Annotated in this window: 16 protein-coding genes and 2 pseudogenes; 10 read left to right on the top strand and 8 right to left on the bottom strand. The window is 70.4% G+C overall.

Annotated features, from left to right (window positions below; genetic code table 11):
- Positions 1-29 precede the first annotated feature (29 nt).
- Both AB0I77_RS20275 and AB0I77_RS20270 read left to right on the top strand, forming a co-directional pair.
- Positions 30-959, top strand: a complete 930-nt coding sequence (locus AB0I77_RS20275; RefSeq protein WP_363284073.1) for a 5'-3' exonuclease — start codon at positions 30-32, stop codon at positions 957-959.
- Between the two features lie 150 nt (positions 960-1,109).
- A complete protein-coding gene (locus AB0I77_RS20270) occupies positions 1,110-1,955 on the top strand; it encodes a siderophore-interacting protein (RefSeq protein WP_363283983.1) in 846 nt (281 codons plus the stop codon).
- Positions 1,956-1,966: 11 nt separating this feature from the next.
- On the opposite strand, the pseudogene AB0I77_RS20265 reads toward AB0I77_RS20270, so the two are convergent.
- Together AB0I77_RS20265 and AB0I77_RS20260 are read right to left on the bottom strand one after the other, a co-directional pair.
- Positions 1,967-2,226: pseudogene (locus tag AB0I77_RS20265) on the bottom strand (ABC transporter permease); the annotation flags it as partial.
- A gap of 109 nt (positions 2,227-2,335) precedes the next feature.
- Positions 2,336-2,524: pseudogene (locus AB0I77_RS20260) on the bottom strand (PadR family transcriptional regulator); the annotation flags it as partial.
- A gap of 181 nt (positions 2,525-2,705) precedes the next feature.
- Between AB0I77_RS20260 and AB0I77_RS20255 the strand changes: the two are divergent.
- From AB0I77_RS20255 to AB0I77_RS20240, 4 genes are all read left to right on the top strand, one after another.
- On the top strand, positions 2,706-4,232 hold the full coding sequence (locus tag AB0I77_RS20255) for an amino acid permease (protein WP_363283981.1): 1,527 nt from the start codon (positions 2,706-2,708) through the stop codon (positions 4,230-4,232).
- Positions 4,233-4,793: 561 nt separating this feature from the next.
- Positions 4,794-4,973, top strand: coding sequence for a DUF6192 family protein (locus tag AB0I77_RS20250; RefSeq protein WP_363284072.1), 180 nt, complete (start codon positions 4,794-4,796; stop codon positions 4,971-4,973).
- 323 nt (positions 4,974-5,296) lie between these two features.
- Positions 5,297-6,697, top strand: coding sequence for a hypothetical protein (locus tag AB0I77_RS20245; RefSeq protein ID WP_363283980.1), 1,401 nt, complete (start codon positions 5,297-5,299; stop codon positions 6,695-6,697).
- Between the two features lie 115 nt (positions 6,698-6,812).
- The gene (locus AB0I77_RS20240; RefSeq protein ID WP_363283979.1) at positions 6,813-7,760 is read left to right on the top strand and encodes an RluA family pseudouridine synthase; all 948 of its coding nucleotides are present in this window, start codon (positions 6,813-6,815) and stop codon (positions 7,758-7,760) included.
- Positions 7,761-7,776: 16 nt separating this feature from the next.
- On the opposite strand, the gene AB0I77_RS20235 is transcribed toward AB0I77_RS20240, so the two are convergent.
- The 6 genes from AB0I77_RS20235 to AB0I77_RS20210 all read right to left on the bottom strand — a co-directional run bounded on the left by AB0I77_RS20235 (position 7,777) and on the right by AB0I77_RS20210 (position 13,408).
- Positions 7,777-9,246 carry a cytochrome P450 gene (locus AB0I77_RS20235; protein ID WP_363283977.1) on the bottom strand — a complete coding sequence of 490 codons (1,470 nt, stop codon included), beginning with the start codon at positions 9,244-9,246 and terminating at the stop codon, positions 7,777-7,779.
- A 193-nt stretch (positions 9,247-9,439) separates the two neighbouring features.
- The gene (locus AB0I77_RS20230; protein ID WP_363283976.1) at positions 9,440-10,057 is read right to left on the bottom strand and encodes an ATP/GTP-binding protein; all 618 of its coding nucleotides are present in this window, start codon (positions 10,055-10,057) and stop codon (positions 9,440-9,442) included.
- Positions 10,038-10,475, bottom strand: coding sequence for a DUF742 domain-containing protein (locus tag AB0I77_RS20225; protein ID WP_363283975.1), 438 nt, complete (start codon positions 10,473-10,475; stop codon positions 10,038-10,040). The genes AB0I77_RS20230 and AB0I77_RS20225 overlap by 20 nt, the downstream gene beginning before the upstream one ends.
- Entirely contained in the window at positions 10,472-10,879 is a 408-nt protein-coding gene (locus AB0I77_RS20220; RefSeq protein ID WP_363283974.1) for a roadblock/LC7 domain-containing protein, read from the bottom strand. Before AB0I77_RS20220 ends, AB0I77_RS20225 begins: the two co-directional genes overlap by 4 nt.
- A complete protein-coding gene (locus AB0I77_RS20215; protein ID WP_363283973.1) occupies positions 10,876-12,468 on the bottom strand; it encodes an ATP-binding protein in 1,593 nt (530 codons plus the stop codon). The genes AB0I77_RS20220 and AB0I77_RS20215 overlap by 4 nt, the downstream gene beginning before the upstream one ends.
- A gap of 304 nt (positions 12,469-12,772) precedes the next feature.
- Positions 12,773-13,408 carry a TetR/AcrR family transcriptional regulator gene (locus AB0I77_RS20210; RefSeq protein ID WP_363283972.1) on the bottom strand — a complete coding sequence of 212 codons (636 nt, stop codon included), beginning with the start codon at positions 13,406-13,408 and terminating at the stop codon, positions 12,773-12,775.
- Between the two features lie 167 nt (positions 13,409-13,575).
- On the opposite strand from AB0I77_RS20210, the gene AB0I77_RS20205 reads away from it, so the two are divergent.
- Genes AB0I77_RS20205 through atzF form a run of 4 tightly spaced genes read left to right on the top strand, consistent with a single transcriptional unit; the run spans position 13,576 to position 20,171 of the window.
- Positions 13,576-14,400 carry an urea amidolyase associated protein UAAP1 gene (locus AB0I77_RS20205; protein ID WP_363283971.1) on the top strand — a complete coding sequence of 275 codons (825 nt, stop codon included), beginning with the start codon at positions 13,576-13,578 and terminating at the stop codon, positions 14,398-14,400.
- Complete coding sequence (locus AB0I77_RS20200) at positions 14,397-14,996, top strand: urea amidolyase associated protein UAAP2 (RefSeq protein ID WP_363283970.1); 600 nt, start codon at positions 14,397-14,399, stop codon at positions 14,994-14,996. The genes AB0I77_RS20205 and AB0I77_RS20200 overlap by 4 nt, the downstream gene beginning before the upstream one ends.
- On the top strand, positions 14,993-18,505 hold the full coding sequence (locus tag AB0I77_RS20195; RefSeq protein ID WP_363283969.1) for a 5-oxoprolinase/urea amidolyase family protein: 3,513 nt from the start codon (positions 14,993-14,995) through the stop codon (positions 18,503-18,505). The genes AB0I77_RS20200 and AB0I77_RS20195 overlap by 4 nt, the downstream gene beginning before the upstream one ends.
- Before the next feature lie 13 nt (positions 18,506-18,518).
- Positions 18,519-20,171, top strand: a complete 1,653-nt coding sequence (gene atzF / locus AB0I77_RS20190; RefSeq protein ID WP_363283968.1) for an allophanate hydrolase — start codon at positions 18,519-18,521, stop codon at positions 20,169-20,171.
- The last annotated feature ends 163 nt before the right edge of the window (positions 20,172-20,334 follow it).

Below are 20,334 nucleotides of genomic sequence, written 5' to 3'. Positions count from 1 at the left end.
GGCGGTTCCTGTCCGTCACGTACGGCATGATGCGTGACGTGACCGGACAACTGATGCTGCTCGACACCGCCTCGCTGTACTTTCGCGCCTACTTCGGCGTCCCGGACTCCGTGAAGGCCCCCGACGGCACATCGGTGAACGCCGTGCGCGGGCTGCTGGAATTCATCGACCGCCTCGTCCGGGACCATCACCCCGATCACCTGGTGGCCTGCATGGACGCCGACTGGCGGCCCCAGTGGCGGGTCGACCTGATTCCCTCCTACAAGGCGCACCGCGTCGCCGAGGAACACGAAGTGGGCCCGGACGAGGAGGAGGTGCCGGACACCCTCTCGCCGCAGGTGCCGATCATCGAGGCCGTCCTGGACGCGCTCGGCATCGCACGCGTGGGCGTGGCCGGATACGAGGCCGACGACGTGATCGGCACGTTCACCGCGCGTGCCAAGGGCCCGGTCGACATCGTCACCGGCGACCGCGATCTCTACCAACTGGTGGACGACGGGCGCGGGGTGCGCGTGCTCTACCCGCTCAAGGGGGTGGGCACGTTGCAGTTGACCGATGAGGCGTGGCTGCGCGAGAAGTACGGGGTCGACGGCCGGGGGTACGCGGATCTGGCGCTGCTGCGCGGCGACCCGAGCGACGGCCTGCCCGGCGTGCCCGGGATCGGCGAGAAGACGGCGGCGAAACTGCTCGCCGAGTTCGGCGACCTGGCCGGGATCATGGCCGCGGTCGAGGACCCGAGGGCGAAGCTCACGCCGTCGCAGCGCAAACGACTTGACGAGTCGCGGCCGTATCTGGCGGTGGCGCCGAAGGTCGTCCGGGTCGCGGACGACGTCCCGCTGCCGGACGTGGACACGACACTGCCGCGCGTGCCCCGCGATTCCGTGACGCTGGACGCGCTGGCGGCCCGTTGGGGCTTGGGTGGATCATTGCGGCGATTGCTCGCCACCCTCGTGGCGTAATCAATGATCTCGCCCGCGGGACGGAATTCCCGAGCCAAGAAGAGCAAACTTCTGCACAAGAGATCGCGAGACCTCTCGCATGAGGGGGCATTCACCGGGGGGAGATGCTAACTTAGGTAAGCCTAACCAGAGGGACCCAGGGAGGCCGCCATGGCAGAACAACCGGGCCGCAAGCCGCGTACGGCCCGCACCGCGCAGGTCATCCGTACCGAGCGGCTGACCCCGCACATGCAGCGTGTGGTCCTCGGCGGCGAGGGGCTGGCCGAATTCTCGGCGGACACCTGCACCGACCACTATGTGAAGCTGCTTTTCCCGGCCGGGGGCGCGACCTACCCGGAGCCGTTCGACATGCAGCGCATCCGCGAGGAGTTCCCGCGCGAGCAGTGGCCGGTGACGCGGACGTACACCGTGCGCGCCTGGGATCCCGAACACCGCGAGCTGACCCTGGACTTCGTGATCCACGGCGACGAGGGCCTGGCCGGCCCCTGGGCGCTGCGGGTGCGGCCGGGCGAGACGGTGCCCTTCATGGGTCCCGGCGGCGCCTACGCGCCCGACGCCGACGCCGACTGGCATCTGCTCGTCGGGGACGAGAGCGCGCTGCCGGCCATCGCCCGTTCCCTGGAGGCGCTGCCCGAGGGCGCCACGGCGTACGCCTTCGTCGAGGTCGCGGGCCCCGAGGAGGAGCAGAAGATCGACTCCGACGTGGAGGTCATCTGGCTGCATCGCGGGAGCCGGCCCATCGGCGAGGCCCTGGTCGAGGCGGTCCGGGCGCTGGAGTTCCCCGAGGGCCGCGTGCACGCGTTCGTGCACGGTGAGGCGGCCTTCGTGAAGGAGCTGCGCCGGCTGCTGCGGGTCGAGCGCGAGATCCCCCGCGAGGACCTCTCGATCTCCGGTTACTGGCGGCTCGGCCACAACGAGGACGGCTGGCAGGCCGCCAAGCGGGAGTGGAACGCACGTATCGAGGCGGAGCAGGAGGGCGTCTCGGCGCCCTCCTGACCCACGGGGAACTACACGGACCGCTGGTAGGAGCGGAAGGTACGGATCGACAGCCATACCGCCGCCACCGCCAGCGCGAGCAGAGCCCCTCCCCGACCGAGCACGTCACCCCAGTCGGGGTCCGCCGACATCGCCGAACGGCCCGCCACCATCGCCCAGTCGAGCGGGTCGAAGTCGGCGATGTTCCGTATCCAGGCATCTGCGCGGGCGCCATGAAGGCGCTGGACAGGAAGGTCAGCGGCAGCAGCAAGAAGGTGTTGATGCCGCGGAGTCGGTTCGAGGTTCGAGACCCCGGTGGGGCTGCTGCAACAGCCTGGCCGGGGTCTGTTCATGCCCCGGTCAGGTCTCCAAGGATGTGCAGTTGGTACTCGGTCTCCACCAGGAACGGCCACCAGGTCGGACATCCACTCGGTCATCTCCTCGCGCCCGGCCTCGGTGAGCCCGTAGACGGTGCGCTCGGGACGGTTGCCCTGCCGCTCCACGTCGGTGACCTCGGCGAAGCCGTGCTTCTCCAGGTTCTGGACGACGGTGTAGAGCGAGCCGTAGTTGATCTTCGTGCTGGTGTCCTTGCGGACCGGTCAAGAGACACGATGTATCGCGTTGGAGTGCTCGAAGTGAGGGCGTGAGCACTTCGGCCCGCCCCGGACACGGCTGCGTCACGCGGCAGAAACAGCCCGTCCCTAATTTCTGTCGCTCGACAGGAATTCTTTTTCCCACTCGCCCTCTCCTGCGCCGAAGGCAGGTGCCGCCGTGACGACAACCACCCCCTCCGACGTACGCCCCGACCCACCGCACTCCCCGGACGACCGCTCCCTCACGGAGTTCGGCTACCGCCAGGAACTGCACCGCAGCCTGGGCCGGTACGCGTCGTTCGCGGCCGGGTTCTCCTTCATCTCCGTCCTGACCACCGTCTTCCAGTTCTTCGCCTTCGGGTACGCGTTCGGCGGCCCCGTCTTCTTCTGGACCTGGCCGGCGGTGCTGATCGGGCAACTGCTGGTGGCCGCCTGCTTCGCCGAGCTGGCCGCGCGCTATCCGATCTCGGGCGCGATCTACCAGTGGTCCTCGCGTCTTTCGAACCTCACCTTCGGCTGGTTCGCCGGCTGGATCATGGTCATCGGGCAGATCGTGGTGGTCGCGGCGGCGGCGCTGGCCCTGCAGATCGTGCTGCCCGCGATCTGGTCCGGCTTCCAGCTGATCGGCACCGACTCCGCGCCCACCTCCGCCGACGGCGCGGCCAACGCGGCCGTCCTCGGTGTGATCCTGCTGGCCCTGACCACGCTGGTGAACATCATGGACAACCGCGTGATGTCCGTGATCAACCGCATCGGCGTCACCGCGGAGATCATCGGCGCGGGCCTGATCATCGTCCTGCTGCTGACCCACTCCGAGCGCACCCCCGGCATCACCTTCCACACGGAGGGCGCCGCCCAGCCGGGTCTGCTCGGCGCGCTGCTGGTGGGCTCGATGGCGGCGGCGTACGTGATGATCGGCTTCGACAGCGCGGGCGAGATGAGCGAGGAGACACACCACCCGCGGCGCACCGCGCCCCGCACCATCCTCGTCGCGCTCGGCGCGGCCGGTCTGCTCGCCACCCTGATCGTCCTCGGCGGACTGCTCGCCGCGCCCAGCCTCACCGACGGGCGCCTGGGCGTCGAGGGGCTCAGCTACGTCCTCACCAGCAGCCTGGGCGACGGCGTGGGCCGGGCCCTGCTGGCCGACGTGGTGGTGGCGATCGCCGTGGCGACCCTGGCGATCCAGACGGCGGCCTGCCGGATGCTGTTCTCCATGGCCCGCGACGGCCAGCTCCCCTTCTCCGGCCGCCTCGCGCGCGTCAACCCGCGCACGGGCATGCCGAGCGCCCCGGCCCTCGTGGTCGGCCTCCTGGCGGCGGCCCTCCTCCTGCTCAACTTCGCCTCGCCGGACGCGTTCCTGGCCATCGGCACGACCTGCATCGTGATGCTGTACCTGGCCTACGCGATGGTCACCGGCCCGCTGCTGATCCGCCGCCTGCGCGGCGAGTTCACCACCGACGGCACGGACGAGACGGGCGCCAAGCTCTTCTCCCTCGGCCGCTGGGGCATCCCGATCAACGCCCTGGCCCTCCTGTACGGCCTGTTCATGACCGTCAACCTGGCCTGGCCGCGGGCCGCGGTGTACGACCCGACGGGCGGGCACTGGTACTTCCAGTGGTTCACGGTGTTGTTCCTGGGGGCGACGCTCGCCCTGGGCGCGGCGTGGCGCCTGTACGTCAGGCGTACGACCACCGCAACTGCCTGAGGAGACGCCCTCCGGGAGGAACCCGGCCTTCGCAGCGGGCCAGGGCGGTCGTCGCACGTGCGGCGACACCCTGCCCGCGGGCCGCCGCCGTGGTCCCCCGGAGTGCGCCGCGTCGTGGGCGCTCGGGTCGAACATCCTGTCTCGGTAACGAACCGCCGCCACTGCTGCCGGAATCGGGCCTGGTGCCAGCGGCGCACCGGCAGCGTGGAGGGTGCGGACGCGCATCCAGCGGCCATGACGTCCACTCCGCGCGCCGGGCCGCACTCCCTTTCCGACGGCTGGAAATCATCGCATGGTGCGAAGTGGTGGGCCGTCAGGGCAAATTGTGGACATGAGCGGTGTCGCACCCGGGGCCCCTGGGGGGTGGTGTGCTGATGTCCGCGATGCCCGCCGGTGTGACTCAGGAACGCGCTCCGCGCAACAGAACGTGGGACAAGCCTCTGCCCGACGGGCTTTCTGCCCGAAGGGCTCTTCGCGATGGTCCGCCACGGTGCCTCGCACCAGCTCCAGCCCGCCTCGAACAGTTGACGAAACCCACAGCGGCACTAGAAGGTAGAGGCGATCCACGACCTCGCCCCCGATGACGCGGTCGTGGCGGTGGTGGCCACCGATTCTCTGCGCCACCCGATGGTCGCCGTGAAGACCATGGCCGACGACTCCGCCCGGTGCGCGGTTGACGAGGCCCAGTTCGTGCACGACTCAGCCACGCTGCGGTCGCAGCGTATGGAGCACAGCGCGTAGTTCATGGACCTGGTCGACTCCGCACCCGGAGGGCATCGTGAAGGCTCTGCTCCTGGCCAGCTGCCTGGGGCCGTCCCCCTGATCGGGCACGCACACCTCAGTGGGCGTGCCTCACCCCGGCCCTGGCATGCGCCCGCCGGCGGCGCGCACTCCCCCGAGGCCTCCGATTCCGTGTTCTACCCAAGCCGAAAGACCTGAAAAAGGCTGTTCATGCCAGGTCTTGAATACGCGACGGGAGATCAGCACGATGAGCTTGATGAAGCCTCTGCCCATCTCTGGCATGCGCTCTCGCCAAGGCAGGCTCCGAGCAAAGGGAGCTTCAGATGGGTGATCTGGCGAGTTTGACGAGCCCCAAAAGCCCCGGAACTCCTGGGCAGGCCGCACCGAACCACGAAACCACCAAGTGGCGCAATTCGGTCGACTCTCTCCTTTCTGACCCTGATGCGATGGCATTGTCCCGAATGCTTTGCCATGCGATCGAGGCAGAGACCGCCAATGCCAGTCGATCCGTGTTGCGGTCGCCGAGCTCGCACCTGGATGCGGTTCGGTCCCCCGATCTCGAGGCCGTGCGCGCCTTACTGCGCCGTGAGCCGGGCCCGGTGAACTGGCAGACACTGCTCGGCAGGGACACAGGCGGGCTGTTGGCCGTCGCGTGCGACCGGCTGACGCGCAGCTCGTCGAGTCCGCCGCTGATGGGGATACGGGGGGAGTTCTCCGTCGGCCGGGCCCAGCAGTGGTGCCAACGGGCCGTGGACCGTACGGCTCATTACTCGTTCGCGATGGAGATGTCGGGGCTGTTCACCGCTCTGTGCACCGCGCCCGAGTCGAGCACCGCTCTCGAAGCCAGGACGACATTCTTCTGGGGTGTTCTGGCAGGAATCAGCGAGTACTACGCGGGAACCACGCCACACGTGCGGGAGATCGGGCGGCTCGCCCGGGACGCGGTGGCAGCGTCCCGGGAATGCGTGCGGCTGCACGGGGACGAGGGCGAGCTGGTGGTCGCCGCGCAAGCGGAGTGCGGGGCGGTACAGCTCGTCGACAACCTGACCGGAATCCTCCAACTGCCCGCTCTCTTCAGCACCGAGGAGTACATCCGGATCAGGGGCGCCGACATAGGGGTGCATATCTACACCGTCCAGGATGACCTCTCGGAACGTTTTCGGGACATCGTCGACGAGGCCACGATGGTTGCCGTGCTCGCTCATGACCTGATTGACCAGGGGCGTGATGCCGAGAACGGCAACCGCAACAATCTGGGCCTACGGCTGCCCGACAGGGAACAGCTCTGGGACATCCTGGAAGTCTGCCTGAGCCATACCTGCGCGGTTGCGGGAGAGCAGTGGCAACGTGTTGTCGCAGGTTTCGTGGTGGGCACTTGCCTGTATGCGCGAGGAGGCCGGGAACGTGTGCACGACGGCACCGAGACGGTCGTACGCAAGAGGCTTCGTCCGAGCGTGGACTGGGTGTACGCGCCCCGGCTGGCCGACTACTTCTCCCGGGCCGAGTGCACCTGCACGGAGCAGGCCGCTCCGGTCGACGTCGGGCCGGAACTCGACAGGCTCTACGCCCAAAGCTCGACCATCGTGCGCGGCTGGCTGCACGGCCGCTGGGACGCACACGTCGACGTGACAGGGCTGCAGCAGCTCGCCCTGGCGTGCGCATCGGCCGTACGGAGCGGAACCGCGCTGTTTTCCGGCCGGAACGGAGCAGAAGTGATCCCCTGAGCCGGGATCGCTCAAGACGCCGGAGGGCGAACCCGCGATGAGCACCTGACCAGCACGTACGGCCCCGGATCGGCGGCGCGCACACCGGCCGGCACCCCGGCATAGTCTTGTCGTGATGAGACGCCGTACCCCGCCCCCGCCTCCTCCCCTGCCGCAGCGCGACGGGGTCGATCCGGTGCGGGTGCGGTTGCCGCCCGGGGACGCGTGGGCGACCGTGCGGGACCATCTCGTGACGCGGCTCGCCGCCGGGGCCGGGGTGATCGACGGCATGCTGGACGCGGGCCGGATCGTGGACGCCGCCGGGTGTCCCGTACCGCGCGACATGGCGTACATGCCGGGGATGTTCGTATGGTTCCACCGCGAGCTGCCCGACGAGGAGCGGGTCCCGTTCGCGATCGACGTCCTCTACCGGGACGAACACGTGGTAGTGGCCGACAAGCCGCATTTTCTGGCCACCACACCGCGCGGCAGCCATGTCGCCGAGACGGCCCTGGCCCGGCTGCGGCGGCAGCTGGACCTCCCGACGCTGGGCGCCGCGCACCGGCTGGACCGGCTGACGGCCGGGCTGGTGCTGTTCACCGTGCGGCCCGAGGAGCGCGGCGCATACCAGTCGCTGTTCCGGGACAGACGGGTGGCGAAGGAGTACGAGGCGGTGGCCTCGTACGAGCCCCAACTGGCCCTGCCGCGCACCGTGCGCAGCCGGATCGTCAAGGAGCGCGGCGTCCTGGCGGCCCGCGAGGTCGAGGGCGAGCCCAACGCCGTCAGCCGGGTCGAGTTGCTGGAGCACCAGGACGCCCGTGCCCGGTACCGGTTGACACCGCGTACCGGGCAGACGCACCAGCTGAGGGTGCACATGAGCGCTTTGGGGGTACCGGTACTCGGCGACCCCCTCTACCCGGTGGTGACCGAACCCGTGGCGGCCGGTGACTTCCGGCGTCCGCTCCAACTCCTGGCACGGACACTGGAGTTCACTGATCCGATCACGGCGCGCGAGCACCGGTTCGTCAGCCCGCGCACGCTGCGGGCCTGGTCGTCGTACGACGAGTGGGCGCACAAGCCCTAGCCCGGGAACCCTCGGCTCAGTCGCCGCGCCACCAGCGCAGCAGGCGTCGGAACACCCCCGGCCGGGCGGCCGGTTCGGGCGTCGGCGCCGGTGCCGGCGTCGGCGCGGCGGGCTCCGGAGCCGTCGTCTGCTGCTGTGGCGTGCTGATCTGCCAGTCGCTGTGACGCTGCGCCGGTACCTGGTGCACGGGGCGCGCCAGGACGTCCTGCTGGGGCTTGGGCTCGAACGTCACCGGCAGTTCCACCAGGTGCCGGTTGGAGATGGACTCCCGCCAGCTCAGCTCGTGCTCCGCGCAGGCGAGTTCGGCGTCGGGCAGGCGGGTCAGCACCGCGTCGACGCCGACGTCGGCGATGGCGCGGCCGATGTCCTGGCCCGGGCACTCATGAGGACCGCCGCTGAAGGCGAGGTGGGAGCGGTTGCCCTGCATGTCGGCCGTGGGGTCGGGACGGACGCGCGGGTCGACGTTGCCCGGCGCGATGCCCAGGAGGAGGCCGTCGCCCTTGCGGATGCGCTGGCCTCCCAGCTCGGTCTCCTGCTTGGCGAAGTACCCCAGGACGGCGCTGAACGGCGGCTCGTCCCACATGGACTGCTCGACCGCCTGGGGCACCGTCATCTGGCCGCCGTTGAGCTGGGCGCGGAACCGCGGGTCGGTGAGCACCACCCGCAGTACGTTGGCCAGGAGGTTGGCGGTGCTCTCGTACGCGATGATCAGGACGAGCCGCAGGTGCTGGCTGACCTCCTGGTCGGTGAGCCGCGCCGGGTGGTTGATGAGGTGGCTGGTGAGGTCCTCCTCGGGCTCGGCCCGGCGGCGGGCGGTGAGCCGCATCAGGACGTCCATGATGTACGCGTTGCTCTCGATGGCCGTTTCGGTGCCCTTGGGCAGGTCGCGGGCGGCCTGCACGATCCGGTCGTTGTACTCCTCGGGCATGCCGAGGATCTGGCACATCACCATCATCGGCAGGTGCTCGGCGAACTGGCTGACCAGGTCGGCCCTGCCCTGCTCGCAGAACTGGTTGACGAGGTGCTGGGTCGCGCGGTTGATGTGGCGGCGCAGGCTCCGGTTGTCGATGGTCGAGAGGGCACCGTTGACCGCGCCGCGCAGCCGCAGGTGCTCCTCGCCCTCGGCGTGGGAGCACAGAGGCTGCCAGGCGAGGTGCGGCATGAGCGGGTGATCCGGCTTGACCGTGCCGTCCTGCATGGGGGACCACAACCGGGTGTCACGGCTGTAGTGCGAGGGGGTGCGCACCATGTGCATGTTCTCGGTGTGGCCGAGCACCACCCAGATCGGCACGTCCTCGTGCAGCAGCGCGGGAGCCACGGTTCCGTGCTCGGCGCGGAGCTCCTCGTACACGGTTCCGAGGTCCTCCGCGTCGGGGCCGTACAGCCGACGCAGTCCGCCGGGGCCGATGCCGTGTGCGGGGCAGCCGGGGGGCGGGGCGGTCGTGGGGGCGTCCGTACCGGCCGGGAAAGGGGATTCAGGCGTCACGATGATCGCTCCGAAGCTGAGGTGGATCTGACGTAAGGGAAGTGATCTGACATAGAAGAAGTGACGGAAGTGATCTGACGTAAAGGAAGGGACCGGGACACCTGCGGCGCGCCGGCACGGACGTACGCGACTCGGGGGCCGTACGTCCGTGCCACTCAGGCAACGCGTTCGCGGTTCACGGGACGTACCTGGCTCACGCAGGGGCCTTCGTCGTCAGCGAATGCAGGAACTGCAGCAGGGTCATCAGGACGTCCCGGCTGGACGCGCGGCGGCGCGCGTCGCACTCGACGATCGGGATGTCCTGGCTCAGGTCGAGCGCCGTGCGCAGCTCGTCGATGGCGTAACGGGGGCCGTCCGGGAAGGTGTTGACGGCGACGACGAACGGCACCCCGCGCTCCTCGAGCCGGCCCATGACATCGAAGCTGGTTTCGAGGCGGCGGGTGTCGACCAGCACGACCGCGCCGAGCGCGCCCTCGAACAGGCCGTTCCACAGGAACCAGAACCGTTCCTGGCCCGGGGTACCGAAGAGGTAGAGCACCAGCTGGTCGGTGATGCTGATGCGGCCGAAGTCCATGGCCACGGTGGTGGCCGTCTTGGTCTCGGAGCCGTAGTTGTCGTCGACCCCGATGCCGGCCTGGGTCATGGTCTCCTCGGTGGTCAGCGGTTTGATCTCGCTGACCGAACCGACCATGGTCGTCTTGCCGACGCCGAAGCCGCCCACGATGACGATCTTCACCGCGGCCAGCGCGGTAGGCGGAAGGTGGTCCTCCGCGCGCGGACCGGGAATCGTGTCAGAGCCTTTGAAGTCCATGCATCACCGCTTCGAGGAGGGAACGGTCGGCCCGCGCCTGGCGGATGATCGGGGCGCGCGCCGTCACCAGTTCGGCCGCCAGCAGCTCGGTGAGCAGGACGGTCACCACGCTGAACGGCAGGCTGAGATAGGCGGACAGTTCGGCCACCGACAGCGGGGCCGCGCAGAGCCTGAGCAGCGCCGCCTGCTCGGGGGTGGCGGAGGGCGGGGGGTCGGCGTCCGCCACGATTAACGTGACCAGGTCGAGCTCCGAGCGCTCGGCGCCGTCGGGGCCGGTGATGACGTACAGCCGCTCGGGGTTCTTCTTCTGGCCCTCCGGAGGTGGCTGGTCCTCCTGCGGTGGTGTCGGGTCCGGGCGCGGAGGTGTCGGGTCCGCCTGTTCCCTGGGATAGCGCCGCCGGCGTTGTGGAGGAGTCATACGGTCTGCCCGTTACGCCTCGGCGGGGTGGTCAGATGTGCGCCGATGCGGATGACCAGGTCGCCCATCGCGGCGCTCATGTGGCCCGGTTCGGTGATCACGTCGGCCAGCACCGCCAGATAGGCGTTGGGGCCGGCGGCCATCAGGTAGAAGTAGCCCCCGTTGATCTCGATGAGGACCATCTTCATCATGCCGTCACTGCCCGGGATCTCCGAAGCGACGGCGCTCGCCAGGCTCTGCAGGCCCGCGCAGGCCGCGGCGACGCGGTCGGCGGTGTCCGGGTCGCCGCCATGGCGGGCGATGCGCAGGCCGTCGGCGGAGAGCACCACGATCATCTGGATGCCCGGCACGCCCTTGGCGAGGTCCTGGAGCAACCAGTCGAAGTTGCCTCGCTGCTGGATCACTTGAGGTTCCCCTCGTCTTCGGCCTCTGCACGGGCCGGTTCGTCGGTCGGCTGGGTGCCTGCGGAAGAGGTCGGGCGCTTGAGTCCGTCCATGAACGCCTGGACCCACTGGCCCGGCGGGGTCTCGTCCGGCTTCTGGGGCTCCGGCTCGGGCTCGCGCCGGGCCGTCGACCAGATGGTCGGGCGGCCTTCCCGCTCGGCCTGCTCGATCGCGGCCTGCTCGGCATAGCGCTGGGTGAACGAGGCCTTGACCCGGCTGCGGCGCTGCGGCAGCCCGTTCGCGGTCCACTCGGTGACCTCGGGGACGTCGTCCTCCATGGAGATCGGCGTCACGAACTTGGGGCTGGTGGGACGGCGCTTCTTGATCGTGCGCTTGGGCCCGGGAACGGCGCCGAGTTCGGCCTTGGGCACGGCGGTGGCGCCGATGCCGTGGGCGAGTCCGACGCCGGGCTCCTCGGTGAGCATGGCGGTGGGCACGACGAGGATGGCGCGGACACCGCCGTACGCGGAGGCACGCAGGGACACCTGCATGTCGTACGTCTGGCAGAGGCGGCCCACGACGGAGAGGCCGAGGCTCGGCGTCTCGCCGAGATCCTGGAGGTCGACGCCGGCCTTGGCGCGCTCCAGCATGCGCTCGGCCCGGGCGCGGGCCTCCTCGCTGAGGCTGACGCCGGAGTCCTCGATCTCGATGCAGACGCCGGTCTGCACCTCGGTGGCGGTGACGTGCACCTTGCTCTGGGGCGGGGAGTAGCGGGTGGCGTTGTCGAGGAGTTCGGCGGCGGCGTGGATGACGGGCTCGACTGCCGTGCCCTTGACGTTGACCTTGGCGATCGACGTCAGGTCGATGCGCCGGTACTCCAGGATCCGCGACATGGCGCCGCGCAGCACGCTGTACAGCGCGACGGGCTCGGGCCACTGACGGCCGGGGCGGCCGCCGCCGAGGACGGAGATGGAGTCGGCGAGGCGGCCGATCAGCGCGGTGCCGTGGTCGATGCGCAGGAGGTCGTCGAAGACCTCGGGGTTGCGGCCGTGGTCCTCCTCCATCTCCCGCAGTTCGTTGGCCTGCTGGTGGACGATGGCCTGGACACGACGGGCGATGCTGACGAAGGAGCGCTGCGCTGCGTCGCGCATGAGCTCTTCGGTGTCGACGATTTTGAGCACCGTCTTGAGCAAGTCGGTCTGCGCCTTGGGGAGTTCGGCCCACGCGGGGTCCATGTTGCCGAGTTGGCGAACCACCTCTTCGGGGGAATTTCCGCGGCGCAGCCAGTGCAGCGCGGTGGGCGCGATCTCCTTGGCGAGGCGGATCATCTCGTGGTCGTGGGCGGCGATACGCCCTTCCAGATACGCGGTGTGACGGGCGTGCGAGGCCCGCAGGTCGCGCAGGGCGCGAGCGCGCCGCACCGCTTCGGCGGCCACCGCGATCACCAGCAGTGTGGCGACGGCACCGCACGAGCCGACGGCCACCCTGGCCGGCTGCGCCACCAAGGCGACGGCGGCCCCGGTCGCCATCGCCATCACTATGGCGGGCAGCAACAGTACGCGCGCGTACGGCAGTTCACGGCGCCCTGGGGGGGATTGAAGACTCACCATGTAGGCCCTCTGAAACGAATCGGCTGGGTGTCGGGGGAGCTTGCAGGGGGAAATGTCATGGAACAGGCTGTATCTTCGGTATTTTTTGGGAACAAGCGCACGAATACATCTCAACTCGGCGCGCTGCGGGCGAGCTTAGTCCGACCGGATCATCGCCGTGTCATATTCAGCAAGCACCTGAAATGGCCCTCGCGACGGGAGTACGCTCGACTCCATTTGCACGCTGAGGGTTCATTCGAACACGGGGCGTAACGGCGTACGGGTATGCGAAAATCACTCACCGTAACGGGTGAAGACCGGGCTTTCAGACCCCGGCGATGCGCAGGGCGGCGTCGGCCGTGGCCTCCGCGAACGCCGAGACGGGCCGCTCGGGATCGGAGCGGTGGACGAGGATGACACCCTCGATCAACCCGAACAGCAGGTCCGTACGCAGGTCCAGCTCGCTCTTGCCGAGCGCCCCGCCGGCCGCCGTCGCGGCGATCAACTGCCGGTAGGCGTCCTTGAGTTCGGCACGCACGGCATGGAAGCCGGCGAACCGCTCGGCCCGCACCTCGGGCAGCAGGTAGAGACCGCCGAGGTTGTGCGGCCCGCCGCACAGCACCTCGACGTCCGCCCGGCACAGCTCCCACAGCCGGCCCTCGGCCGACGTCGCGTCGTCGGCGAGGAGCTCACGGGCGTACGCCAGCGAGGGCGTGACGGTCGACTCCAGGAGCTGGGCCAGCAGCTCCTCCTTGCCGGAGACGTAGTGGTACATGGACGCCTGGCGCATGCCCGCGCGCTCGGCGACGGCACGCGTGCTGGTGGCCGCATAGCCGAGGGTGGTGAACAACTCGGCGGCGGCCACGAGGAGTTCCTCACGCGGCTCAAGGCCGCTGTCCGGCCGCTGCGCCGCCCGTGGCCTGCCCACCCGTCGGCTCCGGTCCGCACCTGCTGTCCCCATGCGTTCGATCCTCGCACACGCCCGTTCGCGGCGATCTTCGTGAGGGCCCGGTAACCGAGCGGCAACAGTGCGGCAATCACCGCGACCCGGCCCACCCTTAATTTCTGTCAAGCGACAGAAATAAGACGCCAGCAGCATGACGACACACCGGAGCCGGAGGACCCGCGATGGCGACAGCGACCACGTACGGAGCCCGCGACCACGCACGCGCCCAGGAGGGCACGCGCACCGAGGCCATGCCCGTCGTACCGGCCGGCACCTGGCCGAACCCGCCCTGCGAGGCGGGCCACCTGGTGTGGGCGGAGACGGTGGCGGGAGGCAATTACACGCACCGGGTGCTGGCCCGCGGCAGCGAACTGCGCCTGACCGACCTGCGCGGCGACGCCTGCGCCCACCTGCTCCTGTACGCGGCCGACCGGCCCTGGGAGCGGCTGAACGTCGCCGACACGGTGAAGGTGCAGTGGAACGCCTACCTCGGTGAGGGCCAACTGCTCCTGTCCGACCAGGGCCGGGTCCTGGCCACCGTGATCGCCGACACCTCCGGCCGGCACGACGCCCTGTGCGGCACCTCCACCCTCGTCCGCAACACCGAGCGGTACGGCGACGGCACCCCGCAGGGCCCCTCCCCCGCCGGGCGCGAGCTGTTCAAGCTGGCGGCCGCCAAGAACGGCCTGGAACCGCGCGATCTGCCGCCCTCGCTCGCCTTCTTCCAGGGCGTGGAGGTGCGCGAGGACGGCGTCCTCGACTTCACCGGCTCGGCCGGCCCCGGCGGCAGCGTGACGCTGCGCACGGAGCAGGACGTCACGGTGCTCATCGCCAACGTGCCGCACCCGGCCGACCCCCGCACCGAGTACGTCAGCACCCCGCTGGAGGTGCTCGCCTGGCGCGCGGAGGCCACCCGCCCCGGCACCCCGCTGTGGGAGGCCACGCCCGAGGGCCACCGCGCCTTCCTGAACACCGCCGAGTTCCTCGCCGCGAGGGGGATCGCATGAAGACCGTTGTTCCGGCCCGGGCGGCCTGGTCGTCCGTGATCCGCACCGGCGAGACCCTCACCATCACCGACCTGCACGGCAACCAGGCCGTCGACTTCCTCGTCTACGACGCCCACGACACATCGGTCCGCTACAGCGCACCGGACACCATCCACGCGCAGGGCAACATCTTCCTCACCACGGGCAGCGTGCTCATGTCCAACGAGCACACCCCGCTGATGACGGTGACCGGCGACGATGTGGGCCGCCACGACACGGTCGGCGGCGCCTGCTCCAAGGAGTCGAACACCCTGCGGTACGGCCACCACACCTGGTCGCAGCACGCGTGCGTGGACAACTTCCTCGCCGAGGGCGCCAGGCACGGCCTCGGCAAGCGGGACCTCGTCTCCAACATCAACTGGTACATGAACGTGCCGGTCGAGAAGGACGGCACCCTCGGCATCGTCGACGGCCTCTCCGCTCCGGGCCTGGAGCTGACCCTGCGCGCCGAGTGCGACGTCCTCGTCCTGGTCTCCAACTGCCCCCAGATCAACAACCCGTGCAACGGCTTCGAACCGACCGCGGTGGAGATGACGATCACCGGGGCGGGCGCATGACCTTCGACACGCTGCTGGTCGCCAACCGCGGCGAGATCGCGGTCCGCATCATCCGTACGGCCCGCGAACTGGGCCTGCGCACGGTCGCGGTGTACTCCGACCCTGACCGCTCCGCCCCGCACGTCCGGCTCGCCGACGAGGCGGTGCGGCTCGGCCCGGCGCCCGCGAAGGAGTCGTACCTCGACGCCGACCTGGTGCTGAAGGCGGCCAAGGACACGGGCGCGGGCGCGATCCACCCCGGCTACGGCTTCCTGTCCGAGGACGCGGCCTTCGCGCGCCGCTGCCAGGACGCCGGGATCGTGTTCGTGGGCCCGACGCCCGGGCAGCTGGAACTGTTCGGCGCGAAGCACACGGCGCGGGCGGCAGCCGAGGCCGCCGGAGTACCCCTGGCACCGGGAACGGGACTGCTCGCCTCTCCCGACGAGGCACTCCAGCAGGCTGCCGCGATCGGCTATCCGGTCATGCTCAAGGCGACCGGCGGAGGCGGCGGCATCGGTATGTCGGCATGTCGCTCCGCCGATGAACTGACCGAGGCCTGGGACCGGGTGCAGCGCGTGGCCGCCGCCTCCTTCTCCTTGGCCGGCGTCTTCCTGGAACGCCTGGTCGAGCACGCCCGCCATGTCGAGGTGCAGGTCTTCGGCGACGGCGAGGGCCGGGTGGTCACCTTCGGCGACCGTGACTGCTCTCTCCAGCGCCGCAACCAGAAGGTGCTGGAGGAGGCCCCCGCCCCGGGCCTCCCCGCCCACGTGCGCACACAACTCACCGACGCCGCCCGCGACTTGTGCGCCTCGGTCGGCTACCGCTCCGCCGGAACCGTCGAGTTCGTCTACGACGCCGCGCGCGAGGAGGCGTACTTCCTGGAGGTCAACACCCGCCTCCAGGTGGAGCACCCGGTCACCGAGGAGATCTACGGCGTCGACCTGGTCGCCTGGATGCTCCGCCTGGCCCAGGGCGAGAAGGACGTGGTCCACGCCCCGGGCGCACCACGCGGCCACGCCGTCGAGGCCCGCCTGTACGCCGAGGACCCCTCCCGCGACCACCGGCCCAGCGCGGGCCTGTTGACACGGGTCGAGTTCCCGCCGGGCGTGCGCGTCGACAGCTGGGTCGAGACGGGCACCGAGGTGACGACGTCGTACGACCCGATGCTCGCGAAGGTCATCGCCTACGGCCCCGACCGGGCGCACGCCCTCCAGCGGCTGGACGAGGCGCTGGCCCGCACCCGCGTCGACGGCATCGAGACGAACCTGGGCCTGGTACGGGCCGCGCTCGCGGACCGGGACTTCATCACCGCCACCCACTCGACGGCGACCCTCACCCACGTGAGCGACCCGACACCCCGTATCGAGGTCGTCTCCGGCGGGACGCTCACCACCGTGCAGGACTGGCCGGGCCGCACCGGCTACTGGCAGGTCGGCGTGCCGCCGTGCGGTCCGATGGACGACCTGTCCTTCCGCCTCGGCAACCGTGCCCTCGGCAACGACGAGGGTGCGCCGGGCCTCGAATGCACCCTCAAGGGCCCGTCGCTGAGGTTCACGCACCCCACGACCGTCTGCGTGACGGGTGCACCCGCCCCGGTCACCGTCGACGGCACGCCGGTCGCGCAGTGGGAGCCGGTGACGCTGCCCGCCGGAGCCGTACTGGAGATCGGCGCCCCCGCCGAGCACGGCCTGCGCACCTACGTCCTGGTCTCCGGCGGCCTGGACGTGCCCGCCTTCCTGGGCAGCGCGAGCACCTTCACGCTGGGCCGGTTCGGCGGACACGGCGGCCGGGCACTGCGCACGGGCGACGTCCTGCACGGCGGAAAAGTCATCGAGGGTCTGGCCGTACCGTCGGCCGACCGCCCGGACTTCGGTGCCGTATGGCAGGTCAAGGCCGTCGAAGGCCCGCACGCGGCACCGGAGTTCTTCACCGAGGACGACATCCGCGACTTCTACGCCGCCGACTGGAAGGTCCACTTCAACTCCGCGCGCACCGGTGTCCGCCTGGTCGGCCCGAAGCCGCGCTGGGCCCGCACCGACGGCGGCGAGGCGGGCCTGCACCCGTCGAACATCCACGACACCCCGTACTCCGTGGGCGCCGTCGACTACACGGGCGACATGCCGGTGCTGCTGGGCCCGGACGGCCCGTCGCTCGGCGGGTTCGTCTGCCCGGCGACGGTGATCAGCACCGACCGCTGGAAGCTGGGCCAGCTACGCCCGGGCGACACGGTCCGCTTCGCACCGGTGGACGTGTCGGGCGAGCCCCGCCCCGCCATCGTGGACGGCGGCATCCTGGCCCAGGACGCCGACGTGACCTACCGCCGCAGCGGCGACGACAACCTGCTGGTCGAGTTCGGCCCGATGCAACTCGACCTGGCGCTCCGGATGCGCGTCCACGCACTGATGGAAGCGGTGGCCGAACAGGTCCCGGACGGCATCACCGACCTCACACCGGGCATCCGCTCCCTCCAGATCCGCACGGACCCGCACCGCCTACCACAGCCCGAACTCCTCGCCGCCGTACGGGAGATCACCGCGGCCCTCCCCCCGAGCGACAGACTGACGGTCCCCTCCCGCACGGTCCACCTCCCCCTCTCCTGGGACGACCCGGCGACCCGCGAGGCGATCGCCCGCTACATGGCGGGCGTCCGCGACGACGCGCCCTGGTGCCCGTGGAACATCGAGTTCATCCGCCGCGTCAACGGCCTGGACTCAGTGAACGACGTCTATGACACGGTCTTCGACGCGGAGTACCTCGTCCTCGGCCTGGGCGACGTGTACCTGGGCGCCCCGGTCGCCACCCCCCTCGACCCCCGCCACCGCCTGGTGACGACCAAGTACAACCCGGCCCGCACCTGGACGGCCGAGAACTCGGTGGGCATCGGCGGAGCGTACCTGTGCATATACGGCATGGAGGGCCCAGGCGGCTACCAGTTCGTCGGCCGGACGACCCAGGTGTGGTCGGGCTGGCAGCAGCGCGGCGCGTTCGAGCCGGGCTCGCCCTGGCTGCTGCGCTTCTTCGACCGGATCAAGTGGTACCCGGTGGAGCCGGACGAACTCCTCGATCTGCGCGCCGACATCACCTCCGGCCGCTTCGTACCCCGCATCGAGGAGGGCACCTTCTCACTGGCCGACTACCAGACCTTCCTAGCCGAACACGCCGAACCCATCGCACAGTTCAAATCCCGGCAGCAGGCGGCCTTCTCCGCCGAGCGGGACGCATGGGAGGCGGCGGGCGAGTTCACGCGAGCGGAAGCGGCGGCCACGCCCGCCGCGCCGCAGGCGGAGGTGACGGTCCCCGCGGGCGGTCGCCTGGTCGAAGCCGAATTCGCCGCGTCCGTATGGCAGCTGAACGTCGAGCCGGGCGACGAGGTGACGGCCGGACAGCCGCTGCTCGCCCTGGAGGCGATGAAGATGGAGTCCAGGGTGCACGCGCCGATGGACGGCGTGGTGGCGGAGATCCTGGCCAGGCCGGGCGACCAAGTAGAGGCCGGCACAGCACTGCTCGTCCTCGCCCCGGCCGCGATCTGAAAGCAGAGGAACGATGTCCACCACGCTCACCCGCGTCCAAGCGGCCTACGCCCGCCTCGAAGCAGTCGACCGCGCCGAGATCTGGATCGACCTGCGCCCGCAGCCGGAGGTGGAGTCCGAAGCCCGCACGATCGACGCCCGCATCTCGGCGGGCGAGCACCTCCCCCTCGCCGGCCGCCTGTTCGCCGCCAAGGGCAACATCGACGTGGCCGGCCTGCCCACCACCGCGGGCTGCCCGTCGTACGCCTACGACCCCGAGGCCGACGCACCGGTCGTCGCCCGCCTCCGTGCCGCGGGCGCGATCGTGCTGGGCACCACGAACCTGGACCAGTTCGCGACGGGCCTGGTGGGCACCCGCTCGCCGCACGGCGCCGTCCGCAACGCGTACGACCCGGCCAGGATCAGCGGCGGCTCCAGTTCCGGCTCGGCCGTGGCGGTGGCCCTGGGCATCGTCGACTTCGCACTCGGCACGGACACCGCGGGCTCGGGCCGGGTCCCGGCCGCCTTCAACGGCATCGTCGGCCTGAAGCCGACCCGCGGCCTGGTCCCCACCACAGGCGTGGTCCCGGCCTGCGCCTCCCTGGACTGCGTGACGGTCTTCGCCCGCACCCTCCCGGAGGCCGAGCAGGCACTGGCGTACATGGCATCCCCGCCCGACCGCGACCTCCCCCCGCTCCCCCAGCGCGCCCCGGGCCCATGGCGCATCGCGGTACCGGCACGAGACCAACTCGGCGAACTGGACGAGGGCTGGACGGAAGCCTACGAGGCGGCCGTCACGCAACTCACCGCCTCCGGCGCCGACATCCGCCCCCTCGACCTCACGCCGTTCACCGAGGCCGCCGCGATGCTCTACCAGGGCGCCTTCGTAGCCGAGCGCTACACAGCAGTGGGCACCTTTGTCGACAAGGCAATAGCCCAAGCCGACGACTCCCTCGACCCCACAGTCGCCGGCATCATCACCGGCGCCCGAGACATCCCGGCCCACCAGCTGTTCGCCGACACGGACCGCCTGGCAACCCTCCGCACCCGCGCCCTGACCGAACTGGCCGACGCGGACGCCCTGTTGCTTCCCACCACCCCCGGCCACCCCACCCTCGCCGAGGTGGCCGCCGACCCCCTGGGCGCCAACGCCCGCCTGGGCCGCTTCACCAACTCCACGAACCTCTTCGACCAGGCGGCGGTCGCCGTCCCGGCCGGCCAGGTGAACGGCCTCCCCTTCGGCGTCATGCTGATCGGCCCGGCGTTCACCGACGAACGCCTGACCCGCATAGCCGCCCTGCTCCAACCGGAAACCCACCTGACGGTAGTGGGCGCCCACCTCACCGGCCAGCCCCTCAACCCCCAACTCCTAGCCCTGGGCGCCCGCCTGGAACGCACGACCACCACGGCCCCGGCCTATCGCCTCCACGCCCTGCCGACAACGCCGCCCAAGCCCGGCCTGGTGCACACAGACGAAGGAGGCGCCGAGATCGAGGCCGAAGTCTGGCGCCTCCCACCCGAAGGCCTGGGCCGCCTCCTGGCCACACTCCCCCGCCCCATGACCCTGGGCAGCGTGAAACTGACGGACGGCACCCACACCCCCGGCTTCCTCTGCGAGCCAGACGCCCTCACGAACGCCGAGGACATCACGTCGTACGGCGGCTGGCGAGCGTATCTGAACCGCTGAACCCCACCGGGCCCGCGCACCCGCCCACGGCGGGAAGGGGCCGTGCCGGGGGGTGTCCGCCCGCAGCGGTTGTCGCGTCAACCCGGGCACGTTGATAGCCGACCGATTCCGCGACGTTCCGAGGACGGACACCCCCCCGGCGCGGCCCCGCCCCCACCACAAC

This window comes from Streptomyces sp. NPDC050619, from assembly GCF_040654815.1.
Classification (GTDB): domain Bacteria; phylum Actinomycetota; class Actinomycetes; order Streptomycetales; family Streptomycetaceae; genus Streptomyces.
This window is presented reverse-complemented; position numbering and strand designations above follow the sequence as displayed.